The sequence below is a fragment of the Alkalihalobacillus sp. CinArs1 genome (genome assembly GCF_947387515.1).
Classification (GTDB): domain Bacteria; phylum Bacillota; class Bacilli; order Bacillales; family Guptibacillaceae; genus Guptibacillus.
The window spans coordinates 1,648,402-1,672,363 of record NZ_CANDOB010000001.1 but is presented as its reverse complement, the minus strand read 5'-3'; the positions used below and the strand labels follow the sequence as shown (position 1 = coordinate 1,672,363).

At 40.8% G+C, this 23,962-nt stretch carries 22 protein-coding genes and 1 tRNA gene; 20 read left to right on the top strand and 3 right to left on the bottom strand.

Annotation, left to right across the window (positions count from 1 at the left end; all coding sequences use genetic code 11):
* The 13 genes from PFZ69_RS08505 to PFZ69_RS08445 all read left to right on the top strand — a co-directional run bounded on the left by PFZ69_RS08505 (nucleotide 1) and on the right by PFZ69_RS08445 (nucleotide 13,478).
* Nucleotides 1-76: transfer RNA gene (locus PFZ69_RS08505), tRNA-Phe, on the top strand.
* Nucleotides 77-308: 232 nt separating this feature from the next.
* Nucleotides 309-1,703, top strand: coding sequence for a M23 family metallopeptidase (locus PFZ69_RS08500; protein ID WP_270180570.1), 1,395 nt, complete (start codon nucleotides 309-311; stop codon nucleotides 1,701-1,703).
* Between the two features lie 163 nt (nucleotides 1,704-1,866).
* Complete coding sequence (gene yycF / locus PFZ69_RS08495) at nucleotides 1,867-2,571, top strand: response regulator YycF (protein WP_270180569.1); 705 nt, start codon at nucleotides 1,867-1,869, stop codon at nucleotides 2,569-2,571.
* Nucleotides 2,572-2,581: 10 nt separating this feature from the next.
* Entirely contained in the window at nucleotides 2,582-4,393 is a 1,812-nt protein-coding gene (gene walK / locus PFZ69_RS08490; protein ID WP_270180568.1) for a cell wall metabolism sensor histidine kinase WalK, read from the top strand.
* On the top strand, nucleotides 4,380-5,747 hold the full coding sequence (locus PFZ69_RS08485; RefSeq protein WP_270180567.1) for a YycH family regulatory protein: 1,368 nt from the start codon (nucleotides 4,380-4,382) through the stop codon (nucleotides 5,745-5,747). Before walK ends, PFZ69_RS08485 begins: the two co-directional genes overlap by 14 nt.
* The gene (locus tag PFZ69_RS08480) at nucleotides 5,734-6,642 is read left to right on the top strand and encodes a two-component system regulatory protein YycI (protein ID WP_270180566.1); all 909 of its coding nucleotides are present in this window, start codon (nucleotides 5,734-5,736) and stop codon (nucleotides 6,640-6,642) included. Before PFZ69_RS08485 ends, PFZ69_RS08480 begins: the two co-directional genes overlap by 14 nt.
* A gap of 14 nt (nucleotides 6,643-6,656) precedes the next feature.
* Nucleotides 6,657-7,451: an MBL fold metallo-hydrolase gene (locus PFZ69_RS08475; protein WP_270180565.1), complete on the top strand. Its 795-nt coding sequence runs from the start codon at nucleotides 6,657-6,659 to the stop codon at nucleotides 7,449-7,451.
* Nucleotides 7,452-7,523: 72 nt separating this feature from the next.
* Nucleotides 7,524-8,738 (top strand): S1C family serine protease, encoded by a 1,215-nt coding sequence (locus PFZ69_RS08470; protein WP_270180649.1) that lies wholly within the window; start codon nucleotides 7,524-7,526, stop codon nucleotides 8,736-8,738.
* 81 nt (nucleotides 8,739-8,819) lie between these two features.
* Nucleotides 8,820-8,984 (top strand): CxxH/CxxC protein, encoded by a 165-nt coding sequence (locus PFZ69_RS08465; RefSeq protein WP_270180564.1) that lies wholly within the window; start codon nucleotides 8,820-8,822, stop codon nucleotides 8,982-8,984.
* 118 nt (nucleotides 8,985-9,102) lie between these two features.
* Nucleotides 9,103-9,582 carry a 23S rRNA (pseudouridine(1915)-N(3))-methyltransferase RlmH gene (gene rlmH / locus PFZ69_RS08460; protein WP_270180648.1) on the top strand — a complete coding sequence of 160 codons (480 nt, stop codon included), beginning with the start codon at nucleotides 9,103-9,105 and terminating at the stop codon, nucleotides 9,580-9,582.
* A gap of 229 nt (nucleotides 9,583-9,811) precedes the next feature.
* Entirely contained in the window at nucleotides 9,812-11,326 is a 1,515-nt protein-coding gene (locus PFZ69_RS08455; RefSeq protein WP_333489732.1) for a malate:quinone oxidoreductase, read from the top strand.
* Between the two features lie 382 nt (nucleotides 11,327-11,708).
* Nucleotides 11,709-12,896 (top strand): ParM/StbA family protein, encoded by a 1,188-nt coding sequence (locus PFZ69_RS08450; RefSeq protein ID WP_270180563.1) that lies wholly within the window; start codon nucleotides 11,709-11,711, stop codon nucleotides 12,894-12,896.
* Between the two features lie 9 nt (nucleotides 12,897-12,905).
* Nucleotides 12,906-13,478, top strand: a complete 573-nt coding sequence (locus PFZ69_RS08445) for a hypothetical protein (protein ID WP_270180562.1) — start codon at nucleotides 12,906-12,908, stop codon at nucleotides 13,476-13,478.
* Between the two features lie 53 nt (nucleotides 13,479-13,531).
* Here the strand turns inward: PFZ69_RS08445 and nagE are convergent, their stop codons facing one another.
* On the bottom strand, nucleotides 13,532-14,893 hold the full coding sequence (gene nagE / locus PFZ69_RS08440) for an N-acetylglucosamine-specific PTS transporter subunit IIBC (protein WP_270180561.1): 1,362 nt from the start codon (nucleotides 14,891-14,893) through the stop codon (nucleotides 13,532-13,534).
* Nucleotides 14,894-15,081: 188 nt separating this feature from the next.
* On the opposite strand from nagE, the gene nagA reads away from it, so the two are divergent.
* Genes nagA through PFZ69_RS08415 form a run of 5 tightly spaced genes read left to right on the top strand, consistent with a single transcriptional unit; the run spans nucleotide 15,082 to nucleotide 18,762 of the window.
* A complete protein-coding gene (gene nagA, locus PFZ69_RS08435) occupies nucleotides 15,082-16,251 on the top strand; it encodes an N-acetylglucosamine-6-phosphate deacetylase (protein WP_270180560.1) in 1,170 nt (389 codons plus the stop codon).
* Nucleotides 16,252-16,271: 20 nt separating this feature from the next.
* Nucleotides 16,272-17,006: a glucosamine-6-phosphate deaminase gene (nagB, locus tag PFZ69_RS08430; protein ID WP_270180559.1), complete on the top strand. Its 735-nt coding sequence runs from the start codon at nucleotides 16,272-16,274 to the stop codon at nucleotides 17,004-17,006.
* A 16-nt stretch (nucleotides 17,007-17,022) separates the two neighbouring features.
* A complete protein-coding gene (locus PFZ69_RS08425; RefSeq protein WP_270180558.1) occupies nucleotides 17,023-17,745 on the top strand; it encodes a GntR family transcriptional regulator in 723 nt (240 codons plus the stop codon).
* A 15-nt stretch (nucleotides 17,746-17,760) separates the two neighbouring features.
* Nucleotides 17,761-18,495 carry an SIS domain-containing protein gene (locus PFZ69_RS08420; protein WP_270180557.1) on the top strand — a complete coding sequence of 245 codons (735 nt, stop codon included), beginning with the start codon at nucleotides 17,761-17,763 and terminating at the stop codon, nucleotides 18,493-18,495.
* A 36-nt stretch (nucleotides 18,496-18,531) separates the two neighbouring features.
* Nucleotides 18,532-18,762 carry an excisionase family DNA-binding protein gene (locus tag PFZ69_RS08415; protein ID WP_270180556.1) on the top strand — a complete coding sequence of 77 codons (231 nt, stop codon included), beginning with the start codon at nucleotides 18,532-18,534 and terminating at the stop codon, nucleotides 18,760-18,762.
* Nucleotides 18,763-18,951: 189 nt separating this feature from the next.
* On the opposite strand, the gene PFZ69_RS08410 is transcribed toward PFZ69_RS08415, so the two are convergent.
* Entirely contained in the window at nucleotides 18,952-20,403 is a 1,452-nt protein-coding gene (locus tag PFZ69_RS08410; protein ID WP_270180555.1) for a phospholipase D family protein, read from the bottom strand.
* Between the two features lie 144 nt (nucleotides 20,404-20,547).
* Here PFZ69_RS08410 and PFZ69_RS08405 point away from each other — a divergent pair, with 144 nt between their 5' ends.
* Nucleotides 20,548-21,342 (top strand): ABC transporter ATP-binding protein, encoded by a 795-nt coding sequence (locus tag PFZ69_RS08405; protein WP_270180554.1) that lies wholly within the window; start codon nucleotides 20,548-20,550, stop codon nucleotides 21,340-21,342.
* The gene (locus tag PFZ69_RS08400; RefSeq protein WP_270180553.1) at nucleotides 21,339-22,976 is read left to right on the top strand and encodes a hypothetical protein; all 1,638 of its coding nucleotides are present in this window, start codon (nucleotides 21,339-21,341) and stop codon (nucleotides 22,974-22,976) included. Before PFZ69_RS08405 ends, PFZ69_RS08400 begins: the two co-directional genes overlap by 4 nt.
* A gap of 27 nt (nucleotides 22,977-23,003) precedes the next feature.
* On the opposite strand, the gene PFZ69_RS08395 is transcribed toward PFZ69_RS08400, so the two are convergent.
* Nucleotides 23,004-23,894, bottom strand: coding sequence for an ArsR/SmtB family transcription factor (locus PFZ69_RS08395; RefSeq protein WP_270180552.1), 891 nt, complete (start codon nucleotides 23,892-23,894; stop codon nucleotides 23,004-23,006).
* Nucleotides 23,895-23,962: the final 68 nt, after the last annotated feature.

Here is a 23,962-nt window from a genome sequence, read left to right as displayed (position 1 = left end):
GGCTCTGTAGCTCAGTCGGTAGAGCAGTGGACTGAAAATCCACGTGTCGGCGGTTCGATTCCGTCCGGAGCCACCATTTTTAACTTATAATCGCTTAAGATACAAGCATATCTCCTTTGAGATATGCTTTTTTATGTTCCAACATACCCGAAAATACTAGAAATCTTCCCAAGGAATACCACAATCATGACGAATAGACTACATTCTTGTTACAAATTGGGGAGTAATACCCTATTGACTTTATATATATGGTAGGATTCAAATCGTGAGTTAATTTTTTGCGTAGGCAAATCGCAGGAGGAAACATTATGGCAACACCTAAAGTAGTAAAACGAATATGTCAATCCGCTGTTTTGGTCTCGTTGATAAGTGTTAGCATGGTGACTGGTATCGAGCCAGCGGGTGCTACTGTATATAATATGATGAAACCAGTCTATCACGTATACATAGATGGTAGTAATATAGGAACGATCGATGATAAAGAGCAATTGAAAGAGCAAGTAGACAAGATTAAAGAAGAAAAACAAACAGGTGAGTTAACTTTGATGGTCGAAAACGATCTTCAAATCGTCCCTAAACGCTTGTTTCAGCCTTCATATGATAATGAAGAGACGTTAGATAAGGTTGCAGATGAGCTCACTTTCGTTGCAAAGGGCTATGAACTGTCATTTGAGAATGAATCTGTCGGCATCTTCTCGAGTGAATCTAGCGCGAAAGATGCGCTTTGGGTATACGCAAAGCCATTTCTTTCAGATGATAAGGTCAAAGAGATCGAAAGTAAAATCGATGAAGATAACGAGAAACATCCTGCTGACTACTTAGAGCTTTCTTCTGACCTCTTTATTGAGGAAGTTGAAGCGAAGAAGCATAATGTGTTGACTGAAGAAGAAGGCGTCACGCAAATTGAGGATGGTTATCTTAAAGAAGTTGAGATAGAAGTTTCGGAAGATGAAACGCTCGCTGATCTTGCGGATGAATATGACATGGAAGAAGCAGAGATCAGAGAACTAAATGACCTTGCAGAAGACGATAAGCTTGAGAGCGATAAGGTAACGGTTCTAGAAGAGAAACAATTCGTAAAAGTACTAGAAACAGAAGAAGTTACGAAAGATGAAGAGATTGATTTCGATACAGAAACCACTAAAAGTGATTCTCTTCTAAAAGGAAAGAAAGACGTTACTCAAACCGGGGAAAAAGGTGAGAAGAAGGTAACGTATAGTATTTCACGAGAAAATGGTGAAATCACTAACAAAGAAATTATTAAAGAAGAAGTGACGAAGGAACCCGTTAAGGAGAAGGTTACGATCGGTACAAAAGAGATTCCTTCTAAAGGTACAGGATCATTCGCGTGGCCTGCAGTTGGTGGTACGATAACAAGTAAACAGGGAGAACGTTGGGGATCGTTCCATAAAGGAATCGATATCGCAGGCGTCTCTGATCGGACGATCAAGACTGTAGATAATGGAACAGTCACTGCAGCTGGTAAGCGAAGCGGTTACGGTAACCAAGTTACGATCAACCATAATAACGGAATGAAAACAACGTACGCTCATCTATCATCCATCTCGGTATCTGTCGGAGATACTGTTCAAAAAGGTGACAAGATCGGTGTGATGGGTACGACTGGTAAATCAACGGGAGTTCACCTGCACCTTGAAGTATATAAAAATGGTAAACTTGAAAATCCAATGGATTACCTATAGGAAAGAAAAACCTTCAGTTTTTGCTGAAGGTTTTCTTTTTACATTTGAAGGTAAAGGGTAGAGGATAAATAAAATAGTTATAATATGATAGAATAGACGAAATAAGACATGACTTTTACTTGAGAATACATATTACCTGTATTAATAAAAAGGAGCGTTCATAATGGACAAGAAAATTCTTGTTGTAGATGATGAAAAACCGATCGCTGATATACTTCAGTTTAATCTTGAGAAGGAAGGCTTTAACGTTGTATGCGCTTACGATGGAGATGAAGCAATTGCAAAAGTTGAAGAAGAAAATCCAGACATGATTCTTCTTGATATCATGCTTCCTCAGCGTGATGGCATGGAAGTGTGTCGAGAAGTGAGAAAGAAATACGAAATGCCGATCATTATGCTTACTGCAAAAGACTCTGAAATCGATAAAGTGCTTGGTCTTGAGCTAGGGGCAGATGACTATGTTACGAAGCCTTTCAGTACGAGAGAGTTAATTGCGAGAGTGAAAGCAAACTTAAGAAGACGCCAACAGGAGCCTGAAAAGGAATCATCGACAAACTCTGTTATTAACGTAGGTGCGTTGACGATTCATCCAGATGCGTACCTAGTGACAAAGCGAGAAGAGTCGATCGAATTAACGCATAGAGAATTTGAATTACTTCACTATCTATCGAAGCATATTGGCCAGGTAATGACCCGTGAGCACCTATTACAAACAGTGTGGGGCTATGATTATTTTGGTGATGTAAGAACAGTAGATGTCACTGTGCGCAGACTTCGAGAAAAGGTAGAAGATAACCCTAGTCATCCATCATGGATCATTACTCGCCGTGGGGTTGGATACTATATGCGTGAGCCGGAACAGGAGTAGTCTGATATAAATGGGGAAAGTGGGCTTTTTTAAATCCATACATTTTAAATTTGCAATCGTATATGTTCTTCTTATCCTTATCGCGATCCAATTTATTTCCGTCTATTTTAACGACAAGCTTGAAGAACAGTTTGAACAGAACTATGTGAATTCAGTGAAAGACCGTGCTCAGCTGCTGGCTGAAAATGTGTCCAGTCAAATCAACAGTAAGAGTGATGAGGAAAGCAATTCGATAGCAGAATTAATAGCGAATTTTAACCAAAAGGAGATTCGCCAAATCTATGTCATCAATTCACTTGGTCAGATCGTAGGTTCTCTCTATGATGATGAATTAGTTGGATCGCTTTCAACAAATGAGTACGTGAATAGTGCTCTCAATGGAATTGATGATCAAGAAATATTAGTGGATGAAGATGGAGAGCGGTTTTTCGTCTACAGTGTGGCGGTAGTAGGCGATACGAATTCAACTGTAGGTGCTGTCTATATTCAAGCTGATATGGAACATGTATTTAAGCAAGCGAACGAGGTAAATAAATTATTGGCTCAATCTGCGCTTATCGCGCTTGTCTTAACAGGTTTATTAGGAATCGTTATTTCTCGTACGATTACGCGGCCGATCTCTGATATGCGTAAACAGGCACTTGTTATGGCACGCGGAGATTTTACTCGTAAGGTAAAGGTATACGGAGAAGACGAAATCGGTCAACTTGCGCTAGCTTTTAACGATTTAACTAGAAGGTTACAAGAAGCGAATGCGATTACAGAAGGAGAGCGTCGTAAGCTAACTTCCGTTCTTGCCTATATGACAGATGGTGTTATCGCAACAGATCGTGAAGGGATGATCATCCTTATGAATGATCGAGCTGAGGAGATGATGGATGTTTCGCGTGAAACAGCCTTAGGTACGCCGTTAAATAAGGTTCTCCAATACGCTGAGGAAAAAACGTGGGATGATCTTTATAATGGTCCAGACTCTGTTATCCTCGATTTAAGTAATGAACATCAAACATTTATCATTCGCGTGAACTTCTCTATTATTCATAAAGAAGATGGACCTATCAATGGTCTAATTGCCGTTCTGCATGATATTACTGAACAAGAGCAGCTAGAGCAAGAACGTAGAGAATTCGTTGTGAATGTTTCTCATGAGCTTCGTACACCACTTACAACGATGAGAAGCTATTTAGAAGCTCTTCAAGATGGTGCTCTTTCTGACCCAGAGATTGCGCCACGCTTCTTAAGTGTGACTCAGAACGAAACAGAGCGTATGATCAGACTCGTAAACGACCTTCTTCAACTCTCAAAGATGGATAAAAAGGAATATCGCCTTGAATTTAGCGAGGTTGACTTTGTAGAGATGTTTGATCAAGTTCTAGATCGGTTCGAGATGTCTAAGCGTGAAAACATTGAGATCGTTCGTCAGCTTCCTACTGCTGCAATCTATACGAGAATCGATCGAGATAAGATGACTCAGGTGCTCGACAACATCATTTCCAATGCCATCAAATATTCGCCTGAAGGTGGAACGATCACAGCTCGCTGCTGGACGATCGGTAAAAAAGTTCGTGTTAGTATCAGTGATCAGGGTGTTGGAATTCCAAAGAACAACTTGTCTAAAATATTCGATCGCTTTTATCGAGTCGATAAGGCGCGCTCTCGTCAATTAGGCGGTACGGGTCTTGGATTAGCGATCGCAAAAGAAATGATCAATGCGCACCATGGGGACATCTGGGCAGAAAGTAAGTGGGGTAAAGGAACGACAATTTACTTTACACTTCCTTATAAGCGAATAAGGGAGGTCGAAGAGAATGAGAATGACTAAGAAACATTTGGAGACGATCAAAACGATTTTATTGAACGTTTTAGTCGTATTGAGCCTTGTATTAACCTGGCAGATTTGGACCTTCGAGCCGGATTATGAGAGGGAAACAACGCCTTCTGAGAATAGAACGGTAGGTGTCAAAGAAGTTGATCTAAGTCAGGTCGTTAAACCGAATCAAATTGTGTTTCATCAAAACGATAGCCATTACACGTCATTTGAAAGAGAAACCATCGATTCCTTTTATACGGATTTCATCTCCGGTACAAGGATTAAGTCTGTAACGATGGTAGATAATATCGACAGTCTGATCAATCGTGAAGAAAGCATTGAGTTCATTTTTCCAACTTCACTTTCAAACGATGTGTTAAAAAGTCTAGTGAGTGTTGCAAAGGGTGATATTCCACTAGAAGTATTTGATCGACTTATCGTTCCTTCAGCCCAATCTGGGAAAAACAATGAAGTTATCTTTTTAAATAGCTCTAGTCAGATTGGGATGAGAGCAACGGTCGACGTGTCTAGAGATATGAAAGAGTGGTTCAGTGAAGACTTCTCCTCTCTTCTGGAATCTAACGGGAAAATAACGCGTGCTCGTTCTTATCAACCTAACGAAAATACGCCGATCTTTTATTTACCTACAAATGAAATTCAGATGAGGCTGTATGATGTTAGAACCGATGAATTAACCAATATAGACGCTTTTATCACAGCTCTATTTCCAGATGAAAATGCTGTAGAAGAAAACACGGTTATTAATTCCTCTTCTTTATATACGGATGGAAGTCGCGATTTGAATTATGATAAGACGAATAATTATATGGGCTTTATTAACCCACCTTCTACATCAAGCAAATTTGTGGCGAATGAAGCTCCGATTTTGAATGCTTATGGATTTGTTAATAAGCACTTTGGTTTTCAGATAAGTGATCCGAATGATGACTATTTTCTGAGCGAATGGGTCACATCTTCGAAGACGAAGACAGACCGAATAACCTTTAGATTGAATACGGAAGGATACCCTGTTTTCAGTCCATATCAAGAGGATTTAGATGAAATAAATGTAACTTTAAAGAACAATGAGATCAGTACGTATAAGCGCATGTTGAAGGTGGTCCAATTCGCCAATGACATTGAAACAAGAGGGCTACCTTCTTACGAAAAAGTAGTCTCGCTATTAGATGAAGGCAACTTCAAAAAAAGTGCGATAACGAATTTTACGATCGGTTATACGATTGATCGAGATGAAAACAGTAACCAGGATTTCGTTCTGATGCCTCAGTGGTATGTTAAGTTGAACCAATCATGGACGCCGCTTGAGAATTTAGAGCAAGGAGGGAATGATTTTGGATTGGAATAGAACGAAAACCATACTCATCCTAACCTTCCTTGTTTTTAACATTTTTCTACTCAGTGATTTGATTTCAAAACGAACGGATATTAGTGGTCTTGAGCAGCTTCAGCAGGTAACTCTCGAAGAAAAGCTTGATAGCTTTAACGTCACCTACAAGAAAAAGCCAACCGTTCAGACTGAAAACATGCCTTATATAAGTGGTAAAGTCCATGAATTCAATGAAAAAGAAGAAAAAACATTGGAAGAAGGGACGAGTCAGGAAATTGAGTTAGATGGGAATAAGCTGATCTCCACGCTCGAGAAGCCATATCCCATCAACGACCCAACTCGAGCTTCAGCCTTTTCAATCTTCTTAGAGACTTATGTGTATGAAGGTTCAAAATATGAATACTCTCATTCAGCAGATGATAAGAATATCATCTATTTCGTAGAAACGTACAAAGATGATCGCCCGATCTACAATCAAAATTCTGGGATGCTGATCGTAAGTATGGAAGACAATAAAGTCACGTCTTATACACAAACGTATCTTGACCTCAGTTCCATTACTGAAGAGAGAAAGATCGATCCTGCTTCTGATGCAATCGAAGTATTATTAAACCAACAGTATATCGAATTGAACGACGTTGTTGAAGATGTCTCTCTCGGCTACTATACCGTAACGAATGAGGATGAAAGAGAGAAGATTGTGTTTGTTCCAACGTGGCGCGTTGTTTTAACGAATTCAAAGAATGAAGAGCAAGAGCCTGAGGTTTACTATGTAGACGCAATTGAAAAGAACGTGTTTAGTGCTACGGAAGATGACGAAGAAATTGAAGAGAGTGAAGAGGAAGGTAACGGTGATAATCAAGGGAAAGATCTGGACCCTTCAACACCACAACCTTCTTCGGGTGAAAAGTAGGAGAGGAATGGAATATGTCTCTTAAATTTAGCGTGCTTGCAAGTGGTAGTACGGGGAATGCACTATTTGTCGGTACAGAGAAACAAAAGTTTTTGGTAGATGCAGGGTTGAGCGGGAAGAAGCTTGAAGAGCTACTCGCCAAAGCTCACATCGATCCTAAAGAAATAGATGGTTTGCTCGTAACTCATGAACATAGTGACCATATTAAAGGTCTAGGGATTTTTGCTCGTCGTTACAAACTACCGATCTATGCAAATGAAAAAACATGGAATGCAATGGAGCGGTCGATCGGTGAAATTCCTCTCGACCAGAAGTTCCATTTTGACATGGAGACTGTTAAAACATTTCACGACTTAGATGTAGAATCATTCGGTGTTTCTCACGATGCGGCTGAGCCCATGTTTTACGTGTTTCATCATGAAGGGAAGAAGCTGAGTCTAGCAACCGACCTTGGCTATGTTAGTGAACGGATCAAGGGGACGATTCGGGATTCGGATATGCTTATCTTTGAAGCAAACCATGACATCAATATGTTGATGATGGGAAGGTATCCTTGGAACGTTAAGAGACGAATTCTTGGAGATATGGGACACGTCTCGAATGAAGATGCAGCAGCAGCCCTCGCAGATATCATCGGTGATAAAACGAAGCGTATTTATTTAGCCCATTTAAGTAAAGATAATAACATGAAGGACCTGGCAAGATTGTCAGTTCAACAGTCTCTTGAACAAAATGGTTTTGCTGTAGGTGAACAGTTCGATCTCTATGATACAGATCCTACAACCCCTACGCTTCTAACAAAAGTATGATGTCTGTTCAAGGTTGGATGGATAGTCTCAATTAGGTCCACCTTTTTTGATAGGAAAGGAAAGGTGAAAAAATTGGGCTTTTATGATGGTGAGGATTATAACCGGACCACTAAACAAAAAGGAAACCGTGGTGGTGCACTTGTTGCTGGATTTCTTGGTGCTATTTTAGGTGCATTGATCATCCTTTTTACGGTTCCAGCCTTGTCTGGGCTTGGAGTATTACCAGAAGTAACATCTCCCGCACCTGAAGAGGAATCGAACGGTCAGCTTGACCAGGATCCGATAACAAAAAGTATCAGTGTAGATGTAACGAATGATATTACTTCTGCGGTTGAAAAGGTCAATGAAGCTGTTGTAGGGGTCATCAACCTTCAGAAAACAGATTTCTGGGCTGAAGATTACGGTGAAGCTGGGGCTGGTTCAGGTGTTATCTACAAGAAGAAGGGCGATACAGCGTTCGTCGTTACAAACAATCATGTTGTTCAGGGTGCGAGTCAAATCGAAGTTAGTTTAAGCGCAGAACAACGTGTGGCTGCTGAGCTTGTCGGGACCGATCCGTTAATGGACCTTGCTGTATTAAAAATACCTTCTGATAACGTTACGATGGTAGCTGATTTTGGAGATTCGGATAAATTAAAGCCAGGAGAGCCAGCGGTCGCAATCGGTAATCCACTCGGCTTTCTTGAAGGCACTGTCACTCAAGGTATCGTAAGTAATCCTGAGCGCTCATTTCCGGTCGATACAGACCAAAACGGAACGATCGATTGGAATGCCGATGTTATTCAAACAGATGCCTCTATCAATCCAGGGAATAGTGGAGGAGCTTTAATTAACATTTCTGGCCAGTTGATCGGTATTAACTCGATGAAGATTGCGAGGTCGAGTGTTGAAGGAATTGGATTTGCGATCCCTATCAATATCGCAGAACCGATCATTAACGACTTAGAGACTTATGGTGAAGTCAGAAGACCTCAAATAGGGGTTGGAACGAAATCGTTATCTGAAATACCAACTTACCATTGGAGTGAATCGTTAAAGCTTCCAATGGATATTGATTACGGTGTTGTCATCATGAGTGTATTTCCAACGTCAGCAGCATATCAGGCTGGACTTAAAGAGTTGGATGTGATTACTGCGATAGACGGAGAAACGATCAAGAACTCAATAGACTTACGGAAGTTTCTTTATTCCAAAAAAGAAATCGGGGATACAGTATCGATGACGATTTATCGTGAAGGAAAAAAGCAAAATGTAAAGGTAACGTTATCTGAACAACAAACCTCATAAATCACTTATTAACAGGAGAGGAAACTCTCCTGTTTTACTGTTTGAGTTATGCACAGTGGATAACTAGAAAGGATGGCTTAAATGAAGATTCATTGTTGTGAAGAGCATGTAGAGCTTGCTTTAGATGTGACTGTAGATGAAACGGAGCAGTTTCCTGTTTTAGAAAAGCTTGAAAAGAATGATGGAAACTTGTCCACAACATGTAAATATTGCAGTAAACCTGCCGTATATATGGTGTCGAACTAATATTCGGTCACGACATGTGGATAGAAAATGTGTATATGTGGATAAGTTCTGTTGATAACATGTTTATTAATTGTGGATGTACTGTATATAGAACGACTGTGGGAGGAGAATGATCGATTTGAATATCAGCATCGTGACGGTAGGAAAATTAAAAGAAAAATACCTTAAACAAGGAATTGCTGAGTATACGAAACGACTTGGACCTTATGCAAAAATAGAAGTGATCGAGGTCCCAGATGAAAAAGCACCTGAGAATCTTAGTGAAGTTGAAATGGAACAGGTTAAACAAGCTGAAGGGAACAGAATTCTATCGAAAATCTCTCCAGACGCTCACGTGATCGCATTAGCGATTCAAGGAAACATGAAAACCTCTGAAAAACTGGCGAAAGACCTGGATCAGCTCGCCACATATGGTAAAAGTAAAGTAGCGTTCGTCATAGGAGGCTCTCTAGGCTTGAGTGAGGACGTTATGACAAGAGCGAATGATACACTATCCTTTTCTAAGATGACGTTCCCTCATCAGCTTATGAGGCTTGTTCTCGTCGAGCAAATCTACCGCGCGTTCAAGATTAACCGTGGTGAACCGTATCATAAGTAATGAAAGTCTACTAAAGCGTTTCTCTAATAGGAGAAACGCTTTTATATTACTGCAAACTCTCTCCCTATGATAGCCGTTTCCCTTTCCATTAGGATTGCAACTCATAGATATTTTTTACAATTGTGAAATAAATCTATAAAATGGTTATAATGGAGATAGAAAAAGAAAGTGCCAAAGTGACGCCTTGCTTTGATGAAGCTTGTGCGCATACTCTTTATTACTATTAGAGATAAGGAAGGATATCATGAGTAACAATCACAAAAAAGACGTTATCTTAATTGGTGCTGGTGTCATGAGTGCCACTTTGGGATCATTACTGAAAGAGTTAGCACCGAATTGGAACATAAAAGCATTTGAAAAGCTAAGCCGTGCAGGAGAGGAAAGCTCTAATGAGTGGAATAACGCTGGGACAGGCCATGCTGCGCTTTGTGAGCTCAACTATACTTCTGAAAAAGCAGATGGATCGATCGACATTAGTAAAGCTGTTAAAGTAAACGAGCAGTTTCAGTTATCAAGACAGTATTGGTCTCATCTCGTAAACAGAGGCTTGATCGATAATCCTCAAGAGTTTATCATGCCGATTCCCCATATGAGTCTCGTACATGGTGAGGCGAATGTGGCATTCTTGAAAAAGCGGATGGAAGCGTTGTCAAAGAAGCCTTTGTTTCAAGGTATGGAGTTTTCAGATGATCCTGAGAAGCTTAAAGAGTGGATGCCACTTATTATGAACGGACGCTCATCAACTGAACCAATTGCAGCTACGAAAATCGACTCCGGAACAGACGTTAATTTTGGTGCGCTAACGCGTTTACTATTTAAGAATTTAGAAAGTGAAAACGTTGCCATCAATTATAATCATAGTGTAGAACATATTAAGCGTAAGAAAGACGGACAATGGGAAGTTAAGGTTCAAGATATGGAAAACGATAACTTGGAATACCATTCCGCCGACTTCGTTTTCATTGGAGGTGGAGGGGGAAGTCTTCATTTGCTACAGAAGACGGGTATCCCTGAATCGAAGCATATTGGCGGGTTTCCTGTAAGTGGACTCTTTATGGTGTGTAAAAACCCAGAGGTAATCGAGCAGCACCATGGGAAAGTATACGGTAAAGCCAAAGTAGGAGCCCCTCCAATGTCTGTTCCACACCTGGATACGAGGTATATCGACAATAAGAAAAGCTTGCTATTCGGCCCATTTGCTGGTTTCTCGCCAAAATTCTTAAAAGGCGGTTCAAATCTTGATCTGATCAGCTCTGTTAAACCAAACAACGTGTTAACGATGATGGCGGCAGGAATGAAAGAGATGGGACTTACAAGATACTTGATTCAACAAGTGATGCAGTCTCACGAGCAGCGCATGGAAGAGATACGTGAATTTATTCCAGATGCTAAATCTGAAGACTGGGAAATTGTTGTAGCAGGTCAGCGTGTGCAGGTTATCAAAGATACGGAAACTGGTGGCAAGGGGACGCTTCAATTCGGCACTGAGATTGTAAACGCTTCTGATGGCTCGATCGCTGCTCTACTTGGTGCTTCTCCGGGTGCTTCTACAGCTGTTCATGTAATGCTTGAGCTTTTTGAACGTTGTTTCCCGCAATATTTGGCAGATTGGGAGCCTAAAATTAAAGAAATGATCCCTTCCTACGGCCAGTCGTTAGCTGAGAACCCTGAACTTTTTAAAGAAATTCATACTTCAACTGCTAACACACTCGGTTTGTATCAACAGGAAGTCGTGTATAGCTAATAAATTCTAGCCAGGCGCATTTTGATCGCCTGGCTTTTTATTTGGCCTTACATAAAGATTGCATGGATAGAGTAGAGGGGGGAGACTTGCAATGAAAAAATAAAAGTATACAAAAGTGTGTACTTGTTTGCAATTCTGTTTACAAGTATACGTAATATGTACACTTGTTTACTTTATTGTATACATGGCTTAGTGACGGCATGTGTACGTATTTGTAAACAAGTAAACAAAAAATGTATACATGTAAACAAATTTGTACACAAGTATACATAATTGTAAACTAGATAGAATGACTCATTGACGAAAAACGAAATCTTCTATAACTTTTAACTTAATAGTAGAAATACTAGATTCATTTAAATTTGAAAGGGTGGATCGATTTATGAGTAATTCGAGAATTGCAGCAGTTGATGTTGGTAATGATTCTCTAAAAGGAATTTATGGAAAACTTGAATCCGACTTATACATACCAAACGTGATAGCAAGAGATATTGAGGACCGTCCTGTAATTGGTATTGAAGAACTTGATACGAAGGATCCTCTTGATGGAATCCACATCAGAGTACACTCCCCTGCTCTTCAAGATAACAATGCGATTTACCGAGTAGGAAACCTTGCGACAACTAGTGATAATCCTACAGAGCTTGATCCAGGTAGCGCTAAATCAGAAGAAGACCAAACGTTGATCATGCTTTTTGCATCACTTGCGTTGGATGCAGTGGATGAGAAGAACACGGCAAATTTCAAGAATCAGAATGGCGTAATCGATGCGAATTATACACTCGGTACTGGACTTCCACTTCGTGAAGTGAAGGAAGGTAAGGATGTAGGTTATCGCTCAAGACTACTAGGATCTGTGCACCAGGTAGAGTTCTTAGTAACGCCTAAGCACCAAGGTAAGAAGGTTAATATTAAGTTTGATGAAGTAAAAGTTTATCCTGAAGGCTTTGCTGCTTATATCAATCTAGTAATGGATAACGACCTAAACATCATAAATAAGGATCTAATCGATAAGCGTATTCTTATTCAAGATATTGGTGGTCTATCTACTGATATCGCAGTTATCAAGAATAGAAACGTTGATGATGACAAAGCACAAGGTTTTAACATCGGAGTAGCGGAATCGCTAGAATTGATTCGTGAAGAAATCCGTTCTAAACACGGCGTTGAGCTAGACAGCAGACGCGATGTAGTCGATATCATCACCAAGAAAAATGATCGTAATCACATCATGGTTCGAGGCAGTCGCACGAGTGTTCATGATATTACAGACCGTATTCTTCTTGAACTTGCAAAGAAACAGTACCGTCACCTTCGTAATGTGTGGCAAAAGAACTCTCAAACTGAAATTTGCTACTTTGTAGGTGGTGGCTCGATCGTCCTTAAAGATTACCTTAAGACATTAAACAACAACCTGGACGGCTATAATATCGACTTCTTTGAAGATGAAAAAGAAAGCATCTGGATGATGTCTAATGCTTACTATAAGTTGATTTCAGACTACAATCGAAAGCTTAAAAAAGAGTCTTCAAAAGAGAAAAAGGAAGAAAAGCACAAGGTCAAGAACTAGGGTGATTTGATGAAAAAGGCGGGGATGACAGGGATTCAGAGGGGTCAGGCCATCACGTTTCGGCTGCCTTCTGACACACCTGATCACATTCTGAAACAATTGCAGAAATTAAAAGAAGAAGAGAAGAGAAATTTCTCGAGTCGGATTGCAGAGTATGTCCTTGAAGGTGTCACTCAAACGATTAAGCGAGATAAAGAGGCCATTACTGTTCCTCTACCAAAAAGTTTGAGCAAAGCCCAGCGGGATTGGTTAAAGCATGAACACTCTGAGGCACTTCTAGGCAATATTGTTTATCAGATTTTATCAGATCCTCTTCGTGCAGCATCGGTATTAGCCACGTTTACAAGTAGTTCTCTAGATATTGAAGAAGCCCTTTACTGGCAGGAGAACGGCTCTCAAGCCGCACCTACACAAGAACGTGTTGAAGAAGGTCAATCTGAGTCAGAAGTTACACGGAACGATGATGATCTAATGAATTTCGACTGGGAGCATGCAAAACAAGAGCAAAGTTCATCAGTCGAGGAAGAACCTGAGAGTGATGAAGATTTGCTTGGAGGTTTCTTAGACAAAATGAATAAATAAAGAGGCAGGAGATCTCTCCTGCCTCTTTACGTTATATTTTCCGGGCAATATCATTAAAGCTTTCGCATAGCGTCAGCAACGAACTCAACGTCCGTACCTACGATGATCTGCAGGTTGCGGCTATCCACTTTCACCACACCTCTTGCTCCGTATTTCTTCAACTCTGCTTCGTTCACTAGTGAAGCATCTTTAATTTGTAACCTGAGTCGTGTTGTACAGTTATCGATCGATGAGATGTTATCAATTCCACCGATACTTCTTACAAAGTGACCAGCCATAAGATCGTATTTATCACCTTCAGCTGGAGTGTCATCCTGTGCAATCATATCGTCATCTTCCCGTCCAGGAGTTTTAAGATTAAATGCTCGAATAAGGAAAAAGAAGATGATGAAGTATAAGATACCATAGGCTATTCCGACACCAAGCAGCAGTAGTGGCTTTTGAGCTAATCCATAGTTAAGAAAGTAATCGATCGCTCCGGCCGAGAATCCAAATCCGTGATGGATATCAAGTACGTATGCAAGCACCATGGAACTTGCAGTTAGAAGCGCGTGAATGACGTAAAGGAATGGTGACAAGAACATAAATGCAAATTCGATCGGTTCCGTGATACCCGTAAGAAATGATGCGAAAGCGATCCCGATAAGCATACCACTTACCTCTGCTCTTCTCTCCCTTTTTGCAGTTGCGATCATGGCTAGACATGCTGCAGGTAAGCCAAACATCATAATCGGGAAGAAGCCCGTCATGAAGATACCGGCTGATGGATCTCCTGCAAAGAAACGGTTGAGGTCTCCCGTTGCACCATTGTATTCACCGAATACAAACCAAACAAGACTGTTTAGCACGTGGTGTAATCCAAATGGAATCAAGAGTCGATTTAAGAATCCGAATACCCCTACTCCAAGAGCACCTGCGTCTATTATCCATTGTCCAAGTGCGTTGATGCCATCCTGGATCGGCGGCCATATAAATCCAAATATACCTGCGAGAATGACCATTGTTGCTGCTGTAATGATCGGGACGAAACGTCTGCCTCCAAAAAAGCCAAGCCAGCTCGGTAATTTAATATTATGAAACCGATTATACAATAAGCCGGCAATAAGCCCAGACATAATCCCTCCGAGTACAGCCATTTCGATATCTTCATCGATGGATTGTGTTCCTTGAGTAAGGACGAGGTAACCGATGGCACCTGATAGTCCGGCAGCACCGCTTCCATCCTTTGAAAATCCGATTGCGACTCCAATAGCGAAAATAAGTGCAAGATTATCGAAAATAGCTCCACCGGCAGCCGCTACGAACGGAATTCCCAGCAGGTCATCCTGTCCTAAACGAAGCAATAGAGCAGCCGCTGGTAATACAGCGATCGGCAGCATCAATGATTTACCTATTCTTTGTAAAGCTCCTAACATAACAACTTCTACCTCCTTTTAGTCGTATTGAAAACGTTTTAACTCCAAAACAATCATAACAACATTTAAATATAGTTGTCTATACCAATTTAGACCTAAATTATCTTGGGCTGCTTTATCTGGTATAGACAACTGTACTTTGCGGTGATAAAATTTATATAACAAGTCCAAACAAGGAGTTTGATCGTATGAATGGAGATAGCTTTGTTATAAATCGTGTGAAAATATATGCTGAAGATGAAACGATTCAGAATGGTTATCTCAAAGTTAGAAATGGAAAGATCGTAGCGATCGGGCATTCTAACTCTCTTGAGACAAGCCCTGATGAACCGGTCTATCAGGCCCCGAAAAACCATAGTTTATTGCCAGGAATGATCGATGTTCACATTCATGGAGCCAATGGAGCAGATACAATGGACGCTACTCCTGAAGCGATTGAAACGATCGCGAGAACACTTCCTTCTGAAGGAACGACAAGCTTTCTTGCTACTACGATCACGAACGATGATCTTGCAATCGAGACAGCGTTATCAAATGTAGGAGATTATATACTAAATAAGCAATCTCCTGGACACGCAGAGATTATAGGCGTTCATTTAGAGGGACCGTTCATTAATCACATTCGCGCAGGAGCGCAGCCTTCTGAAGCGATTCAGAAGCCGGATATCTCTGTATTTAAGAGATGGAACGAATTGGCGCAAGGCACTATAAAGCTCGTGACGTTAGCACCTGAGTTAGGCAGTGGAATGGAACTTGTTCGTTACTTATCCAAGCAAGGGATCGTTGCTTCGATCGGTCACTCTGATGCAACATACGAGGATGTTCAAGAAGCGATTAAAAATGGTGCAACTCATGTAACACATCTCTACAATGGAATGAGAGGACTTCACCATCGAGAGCCTGGCGTTGTCGGCGCTGCTTTGCTATTTCCAGAACTGAAAGCAGAGATCATTGCGGATGGGCATCACGTGCGGCCTGAAATGATCGATTTAGCTTATCGCCAAAAAAACGATGAGGGAATCGTATTGATAACAGATTCCATGCGTGCGAAATGCTTGAAGAATGGAAGCTATGACCTTGGTGGTCAAGATGTTTCCGTAGAGGATGGGAAGGCATTGTTAGAAAACGGCACGCTAGCTGGAAGTGTATTAAAAATGAATCAAGCTTTGAAGAACATTCAAACCTTTACGGGCTGCTCTCTACAAAGTGCGATCAAGATGGCAGCTGAAAACCCAGCACGCCAATTAGGTGTTTTTGATCGTAAAGGAAGTATCGCAGTAGGAAAAGATGCAGACCTGATCCTTCTTGATGAAGAAGGAGAAATTTATGCTACGTTCTGTAAAGGTGTACGTTCATAGTCAACATAAGGAGGGGCAGTATGAGAATCATAAAAGCAACTGATTATCAGGAACTTAGTCATCTCGCAGCTGACTTCTTTATTGAAAGGGTAAAAGAAAACCCAGAGGTCACGCTTGGGTTGGCTACAGGCGGTACACCGAGAGGCACGTATCAAAGAATGGCAGAAGATTATTACAAAAACCACACCTCTTACAGCCGTGTGAGCACGTTTAATTTAGATGAGTATGTTGGGTTACCTGCGGACCACCCTAATAGTTATCATCAATTTATGAAAACCCATCTATTTAATAAGGTCGATATTCCTGCTAAACAAAGGCATCTGCCTAACGGTGTGGCTTCGGATATAACAAGCGAATGTTTGAATTATGAAAGGTTGATTGAGGAATCCGGGGGAATCGATGTTCAGCTTCTAGGTTTAGGGAGCAATGGCCATATCGGATTCAATGAACCTGGGACATCGTTTCATGCAAGAACTCATGTCGTAGAACTTGCTCAATCTACGCGTGAAGCAAATGCAAGGTTTTTTAATGGTATTGATGAGGTCCCAAGAGAAGCGATTACGATGGGAATCTCAACGATTATGAAGAGTAAGGAAATTCTATTGCTAGTATCAGGAGAAGAAAAGGCTCACGCACTTCGACAGTTACTTCATGGGGACGTTGGAGAAGAATTTCCAGCTTCTATTTTAACAACGCACCAAAACGTTACAATAATTGCCGATCAAAAAGCGTTGTCAGACGTTCCACACGGCTGAAAGGAGAATCGTATTGATGATAGATAAAACATCCCCTTTACCAATATATTATCAGCTTGTAGAACTGATTAAAGGGATGATTGACAAGGGAGAGCTTAAGCCAGGTGATTCTCTCCCTTCTGAAAGAGAATATGCAGAAAGATTCAAAATCAGCAGAATGACTGTGAGACAGGCAATCACAGAGCTCGTTAATTCAGGCTACCTTTTTCGTCAAAAAGGAGTCGGTACCTTTGTGGCTGAGAAGAAGATCGAACAGCAGCTTGTAGGGCTGACCAGCTTCACAGAAGATATGCAGAGTAGAGGAATGGTCCCGAGCAGCAAGCTGATCAGCTTCGAAATCGTATCGTCACCAGCCTCTATTTCTGAGCAATTGAACATCCAGGAGCATGCTCCAGTGTATGAGATAAAGCGTGTGAGGCTAGCTGACGGAATTCCGATGGCGCTAGAGACTACTTTTATTTCTGCAAACCTTGTAAAGGGCATAACAGAGGATACGGTTAGTCAGTCATTGTATGATTATATTGAAAACCACCTTTCGATCAAAATTGGTGAAGCAACACAAGTGTTAGAGTCGTCTATCGCAACGCAGCAGGAATCACAGTACCTTAAAATAAAAAAGGGTTCACCGATCCTCCTTATCCAAAGAAACACGAAGCTTGCTGATGACACCCCGCTTGAAGTGGTGAAGTCATCTTATAGGGCGGATCGCTATAAATTTACCATTACAATGAAGCGATAACCTTTTACAGGAGGTATGGCTGTGCTTTCAGAATACTTTTCAGCAATAACCAAAGTGTTGAATCTTATTGAAAAACAGGAACGTCAAAACATAGATAAAGCTGCTAACGTCCTAACTGACGTTGTGGAATCTGGTAATATCATTCATGTTTTTGGTTGTGGTCATTCACACATGATGGCAGAAGAGATGTTTTATCGCGCTGGGGGAATTGCGGCAGTTCGTCCTATATTTGTTGAAGAATTGATGCTACATCAAGGTGGCAGCAAAGCATCAGAGTATGAACGGATGAACGGGTATGCGACGACCTTCATGGATCAACAGGATATCAGGAGTGGAGACGTCGTGATCGTCGTATCTAACTCAGGACGCAACCCAGTCCCAGTTGATGTGGCGCGTATCAGTGCGCAACAAGGCGCATTTGTCATTGCGATGACTTCATTGGCAGCGAGCGAACAGGAGCCTTCGCGCCATAACGAGGGACTGTATTTAAAAGACGTTGCAGACCTTATACTTGATAATCATATTGAGCATGGAGATTCTGCGTTTTCTATAGAAAATAGCTTTTCATATGGTCCTCTTTCTTCTGTAGTTGGAATGGCGCTACTAGATGGAATCGTTGCCAAAGTGATCGATCAGCTGATCCGTCGAGGTGTGGAACCACCTGTGTTTCAGAGCGGGAATATCGACGGAACGGACTTACACAATAAAAAATTGATCGATACCTATAAACAAAGGATACCAATGCTATAATGATAGTGATCCTTTAAGGAAGTGGAGGAGAGTTTTTTGTATCTCTCAGTAAAAGAAACAGCGGAATATTTATCGTTACCCGAAGAGTACATCGAAACGCTGATCCAAGAAAAACGTATTCGAGTCCTTCATGATGGAGAACAATATTTGATTTATAAAGAACAGTTCAATACGCACTTAGAACAACTAGAGAAATATAAACAGAGAATGGAAGAAGAGATGAACGAACCACTTCCAGAAGATCCAGATGTTAAGGATGAGGATTGATCGATTGGTTTATGATTGCTGAATTCGGGAATAGCACTCTTACAAAGGGAGGCATTCGTTATGAAGAAGTTAATCAAACGAGCGATTAAATACGGCCCGATCATCTATCCGATCGTAAGAAAGATGAGAAATAAAAGTAAAGCAAAGCGTATGTAAAAAACCCCGGTAAACCCGGGGTTTTTTTGTGTATTAGTACGTCGTAACCTGGAACATCTTTTGAAGAATATACATGATGTATTTAAATGCTGACAATGTATTTTGATACTTAGAATAATCTACTGTATAGACACCGTCCTCATTATCCCACATTCGCTCAAAGTACCGATCGACTTCCTTTACTAGCTCAGAATCATTTGGGGCACTTAAGTGAATGTTAGTCTCCATATTGTAGTCGTCCAGATTTCTCGAAGTATAATTACTCGATCCTCCAATGATCGTACTTTCTTCTTGCCCTTTTACATACAGCATCTTAGTGTGAAACTGTTCTTTATTTGTGTCATACCATCGAATCGTTAAATAGTCGTCTCCTTGTTTATGAAGCTCGCCGGTAATAGGGAGGTTAGGCAAGCCCATCTTCTGGTGTCCGAATGCATTTTGGTTAGGGTCAAGGATCATACGGACGTTTACTTTCCGCTCAGTTGCGTCAACGATCGCATCGATGATGTCACGATCGGCGAGATAAAACATGCCGATGTTAATTTCATCACCTTCCTGTGCATTATCGATCGCAGTTACTACGCTATCTTGAATTTTACTTTCTGTGACGATCCTACCCTTGATGTCTGAGTCGCTTTCCTTATCTGATGACTTTACTGCAGGAAGATTAGGAAATTCTGATAAATCTCCCCCGGAAAAAGCAGCTACCGCTTTCTCTGAACGAATCAAATCATTCAGTATGGAACCTTTTACTCGAAAAGCGATATTTGAATGAAATCCGCTCGCATCATGAGGGTTAGCTGACATGATGATACCCTCATCTTCTGTCATGACTGTTTTTCGGTGGTTTGCTTTAATGTTGAATAAATCTAAGTAGGAACGCATCGTTACTTTTGGTGCTGTAGGTGCTAAAGGGTTAGGAATCCAGCCTGTTCCACTTTGACCAAACCATGATAACGTCATGCGCCATAATCCTGAATAAAACAAGTTAGGGTCACGTAAACGATTAAGGTCCGTATAGACCACTTCAGCCCCCATCTCTCTTAGTTTATCGATTTGAGGAGCTTCGTGAGAATTGTACGTCGTATTAATTTCATCGCTGATCAAAACGACTTTCAATGATGGGTTTTCTTCCATTACTTCAATGACCGAATTTGATAGGTTCTCGCTGATAGTAGGATAATCTCTTTTCTCATTCGTGAATCCATTGAAAAGGAAAAGGTCTAATACGAGAAACTCGTCAGCTTCTCTAATCGTCTTATTCACTTCATCGAAAATAGAGTGATCATAAACTTCTTTTCCGTCTTTGTCGTACGTTAAGTCGTATAGAAATTCAACGTCATCACCTTGTAAAGAGTGCACGTCTCCGGCGTATGAAATGCCTTCAGGAAGAGGTTTGAAACGGTGATAGACTAGCACACCACTATAAATAAGTAGAAAGATACTTAATGCGATCCAACGTTTTTTCTTGTACCATGACTTCATTTGGTCGATCTCCTCAAAATTATTTACTTGTCATATACCCTTATAGGCTGAGCCTATAATCCTCTTTAACGAGGAAACACCTGAAACCTTTTGTGGAAAATTACGTAGAACATCGTAACAGGTAAATGAAACGGGGGATATGCTATGGATAAAAAACCAGATAGAGTTCTTTCTTTAAAAGGGTTAACAAAAAGGTACGGTGACAAACTTGTTTTAGATGACATCGACCTCGATGTATACGAGGGGCAGATTATCGGTTACATAGGGCCAAACGGTGCAGGAAAAAGCACAACAGTAAAGATCATGCTTGGACTTGAAGCAACATATGCAGGTGAGGTAGAGATATTCGGTGAAAATATAAAGCAGAATAACGTGGACTACAAGTATAGGATTGGCTATGTACCGGAAATGGCTGATCTTTATGATAATTTATCTGCTCGAGAATACCTCTCGTTTACAGGAGAATTGTACGGAATGGACGCTGAACAGGCAGAGACAAAAGCGAGAGCGTTAATGGGCATATTTGATCTCGAAGAAGTCTTTGATTCTCGTATCTCATCCTATTCTAAGGGTATGAAACAAAAAGTGCTGCTCATTTCGAGTCTGTTGCATGATCCTGACCTCTTGTTTCTCGATGAGCCGATCAATGGTCTCGATGCAAATAGTGTGATGATCTTCAAAGAAATTCTCGCAAAACTATCTGAACAAGGTAAAACAATCTTCTATTCTTCACATATTATGGAGGTCGTTGAAAAAATCAGCAGCCGGATCTTGCTTCTTAACGAGGGAAAGATCGTTGCGGATGGAAGCTTCGGGGAGCTTAGGCAACAGAATAAGGAAGGCTCATTAGAAGAAATTTTTAACCAGCTGACTGGGTTTAAGGAATATAAGGATTTATCTGAGGAGTTTGTACAAATCGTACAGCGTGATAAGAGGTGAAAAACTTCAAATCGTTGCAGCTGTTAGATGTGTTTAAAGGACTCTTTGAAAAAGCGGACATCGACTACAGTACGATGCGGCGCATTCTGCAGGTTAAACTTACGATGGATGGCAGACGAACCTCGACAGTAATGAGTCAGAATATGGGAAAAAGCAAAAGTGACAGTAATCAGTTTTTAAAATCACTCTGGTTTTATGCGTTTATTGGTTTGACGCTAGTACCAATCTTGTTTTTTGGTGAAAACTACATGTTTCAGGTGAGTTTGGTCCTCGGAGTGTTCATGTTTTTGATCATGACAACGATGATCTCTGATTTCTCTTCGGTCCTTCTCGATGTGAGAGATCAAACGATTCTAGGAACTAGACCGATTACAAGTAAAACGATCAGTGCTTCAAAAGCAGTTCACGTTACGATTTATTTATTCTTCGTAACCGCTGCAATCATAAGCATCCCTCTCATTATCGGTACGATTCGACACGGAGTATTATTTGGCTTGTTACTAGTATTCACAATCTTGCTTAGTAATCTGTTTATCGTAGCGATAACAGCTATGCTCTATTACTTAATTTTAAAGTTCTTTGGAGGAGAGCGGCTGAGAGATATGATCAACTATGTACAGATCGGCTTGTCGATTACGATCGTACTTGGTTATCAAGTTGTTGCACGTGCGTTTGAGTTCGTAGATTTAGAGGCAACCTTCACACCTGAATGGTGGACTCTATTTCTGCCTCCGGTATGGTTTAGTGCTCAGTTCGCCATCGTATTGAACGGTGAAGCAGGAATCTATTATTATGTACTGACAGCACTTGCTCTTCTAGTTCCGATTCTTTCGTTTGTTGCTTATATGAAGATTCTTCCTGCCTATGAAGAAAATCTTGTGAAACTAATGGATCAAACGACCAAGGTTTCGAAGCGAGGGCGATTTGATCTCTTTAAACGAATCGCTTCTTTTGTGACTCGAAGCAAGGAAGAGCATGCTTTTTATCATTTTGCGGAAAAGATGCTTAAAAACGAACGAGAGTTAAAATTGAAGATCTATCCATCGCTTGGCTTTGCGATGATCTTTCCGTTTGTTTTTCTTTACAATAATTATACAGCCGCGGGTTCATTCGAGGCGTTAGGAAGCGGTAGATCGTATTTATCGATATATGCCGCATTGATGATGATTCCGGGTGTTGTCATTATGCTCCAGTATTCTAGTAAAAGTAAAGGAGCATGGATTTATCACGTTTCGCCAGTGACTGATTTAACAAACAGTATAAAAGGTACGCTAAAAGCACTCATTGTTCGTTTGTTTCTACCTGTGTACATCGCGGTAAGTGTGATTTATTTGGTGATATTCGGTGTTCGTATTCTCCCTGACCTTCTTATCGTTCTGCTCGTGACGCTCACCTACAGTGCTATTTGCTTTAAGATCATCAAAGGGACGCTCCCTTTCTCTGAGCCTTTTGAGAGCTGGAGTCAAAGCGATGGATGGAAGACGCTGCCGTTTGCGCTATTGATACCTGTATTCGGGTTGATTCACTTTGGTGCAACATTAATCCCTTTCGGTGTTTGGATTTATCTAGCAGTTACGCTGGTTGTTACACCACTTATTTGGAAGTATGGACTGAAGAGAAGCCCCTCTAGTTGAGGAGCTTCTTTTTTTACTATACCAATCCTATTTGAGCAGAGTATCTAGTTTAGACGATAAATTTGAAGTGATGTCCGGATTTGTGCCGTAAAAGAATGTGTGTGGATCGTCCGTGATGTGAATGTCAACAAGTCCTGCTGCTCGTAAGATCGAGAGGTGATGATGGATGTTCCCCTTTGCCATCCCGATTTCCGAGACGATGTTCGTGAACGTGTAGATTCCTGTGGAAAGAAAACGAAGGATCGCAATCCTTCTTTCATCACTCAACGCTTTAGTGACCCTTAGAAGTTCTGCTTGATCACTTTCCTTTGTTCCTACTGGATAGGTAATAAATACTGTCTCATGAAACTGATCGATGAGAGACATCGGATAATAGTGTGAACCTGGAATTAAATAGACGGTACGAATGTGTTCATTCGAGATAATGAATCGGCTTGCTTTTTGTATCATCCTAGCTGGTGTCGACGTTTCGAGCAGATGACTTTTATGTAATGCATCGTTTCGCAAACCTTCCAGAATGGTCTGGTCGATTTTATCAAAATACTGAACCTTCCATTCCTTTAGTAATGAGATGAACTCATCTCGTTGTAACTCGAGGTCTGATGGTAGAGCGCTTTTCACATAGGGTGAAAGAAGCTCATACATGTTCCCGGCAGTTTTGGATTGTAACCATTTGAAGAAACCTTCGATGGTTTCTTCAGGGCATTCCTTCATAAATAGAACTGACAAATCTTCGAAGTTGAGATCTTTTTTTGAAGCGATGCGCTCTTTTAAAGGTGAAGTGATAACGTTATCTACTTCTTGAGGCCATGTAGCACTTAACGCTAAGTATTTCATTTGTGTTTGCCTTTTATATAGCGAGAAACTTAATAGTAATTCATGTGCAGGGGAATAGAGCATCTTTACATCGAAGGCCATTGAAACTCCTCCTGTTTTTCTTTTTATTCTACCATTGTAATAACGATTAAGATATAGAGTTACAAATG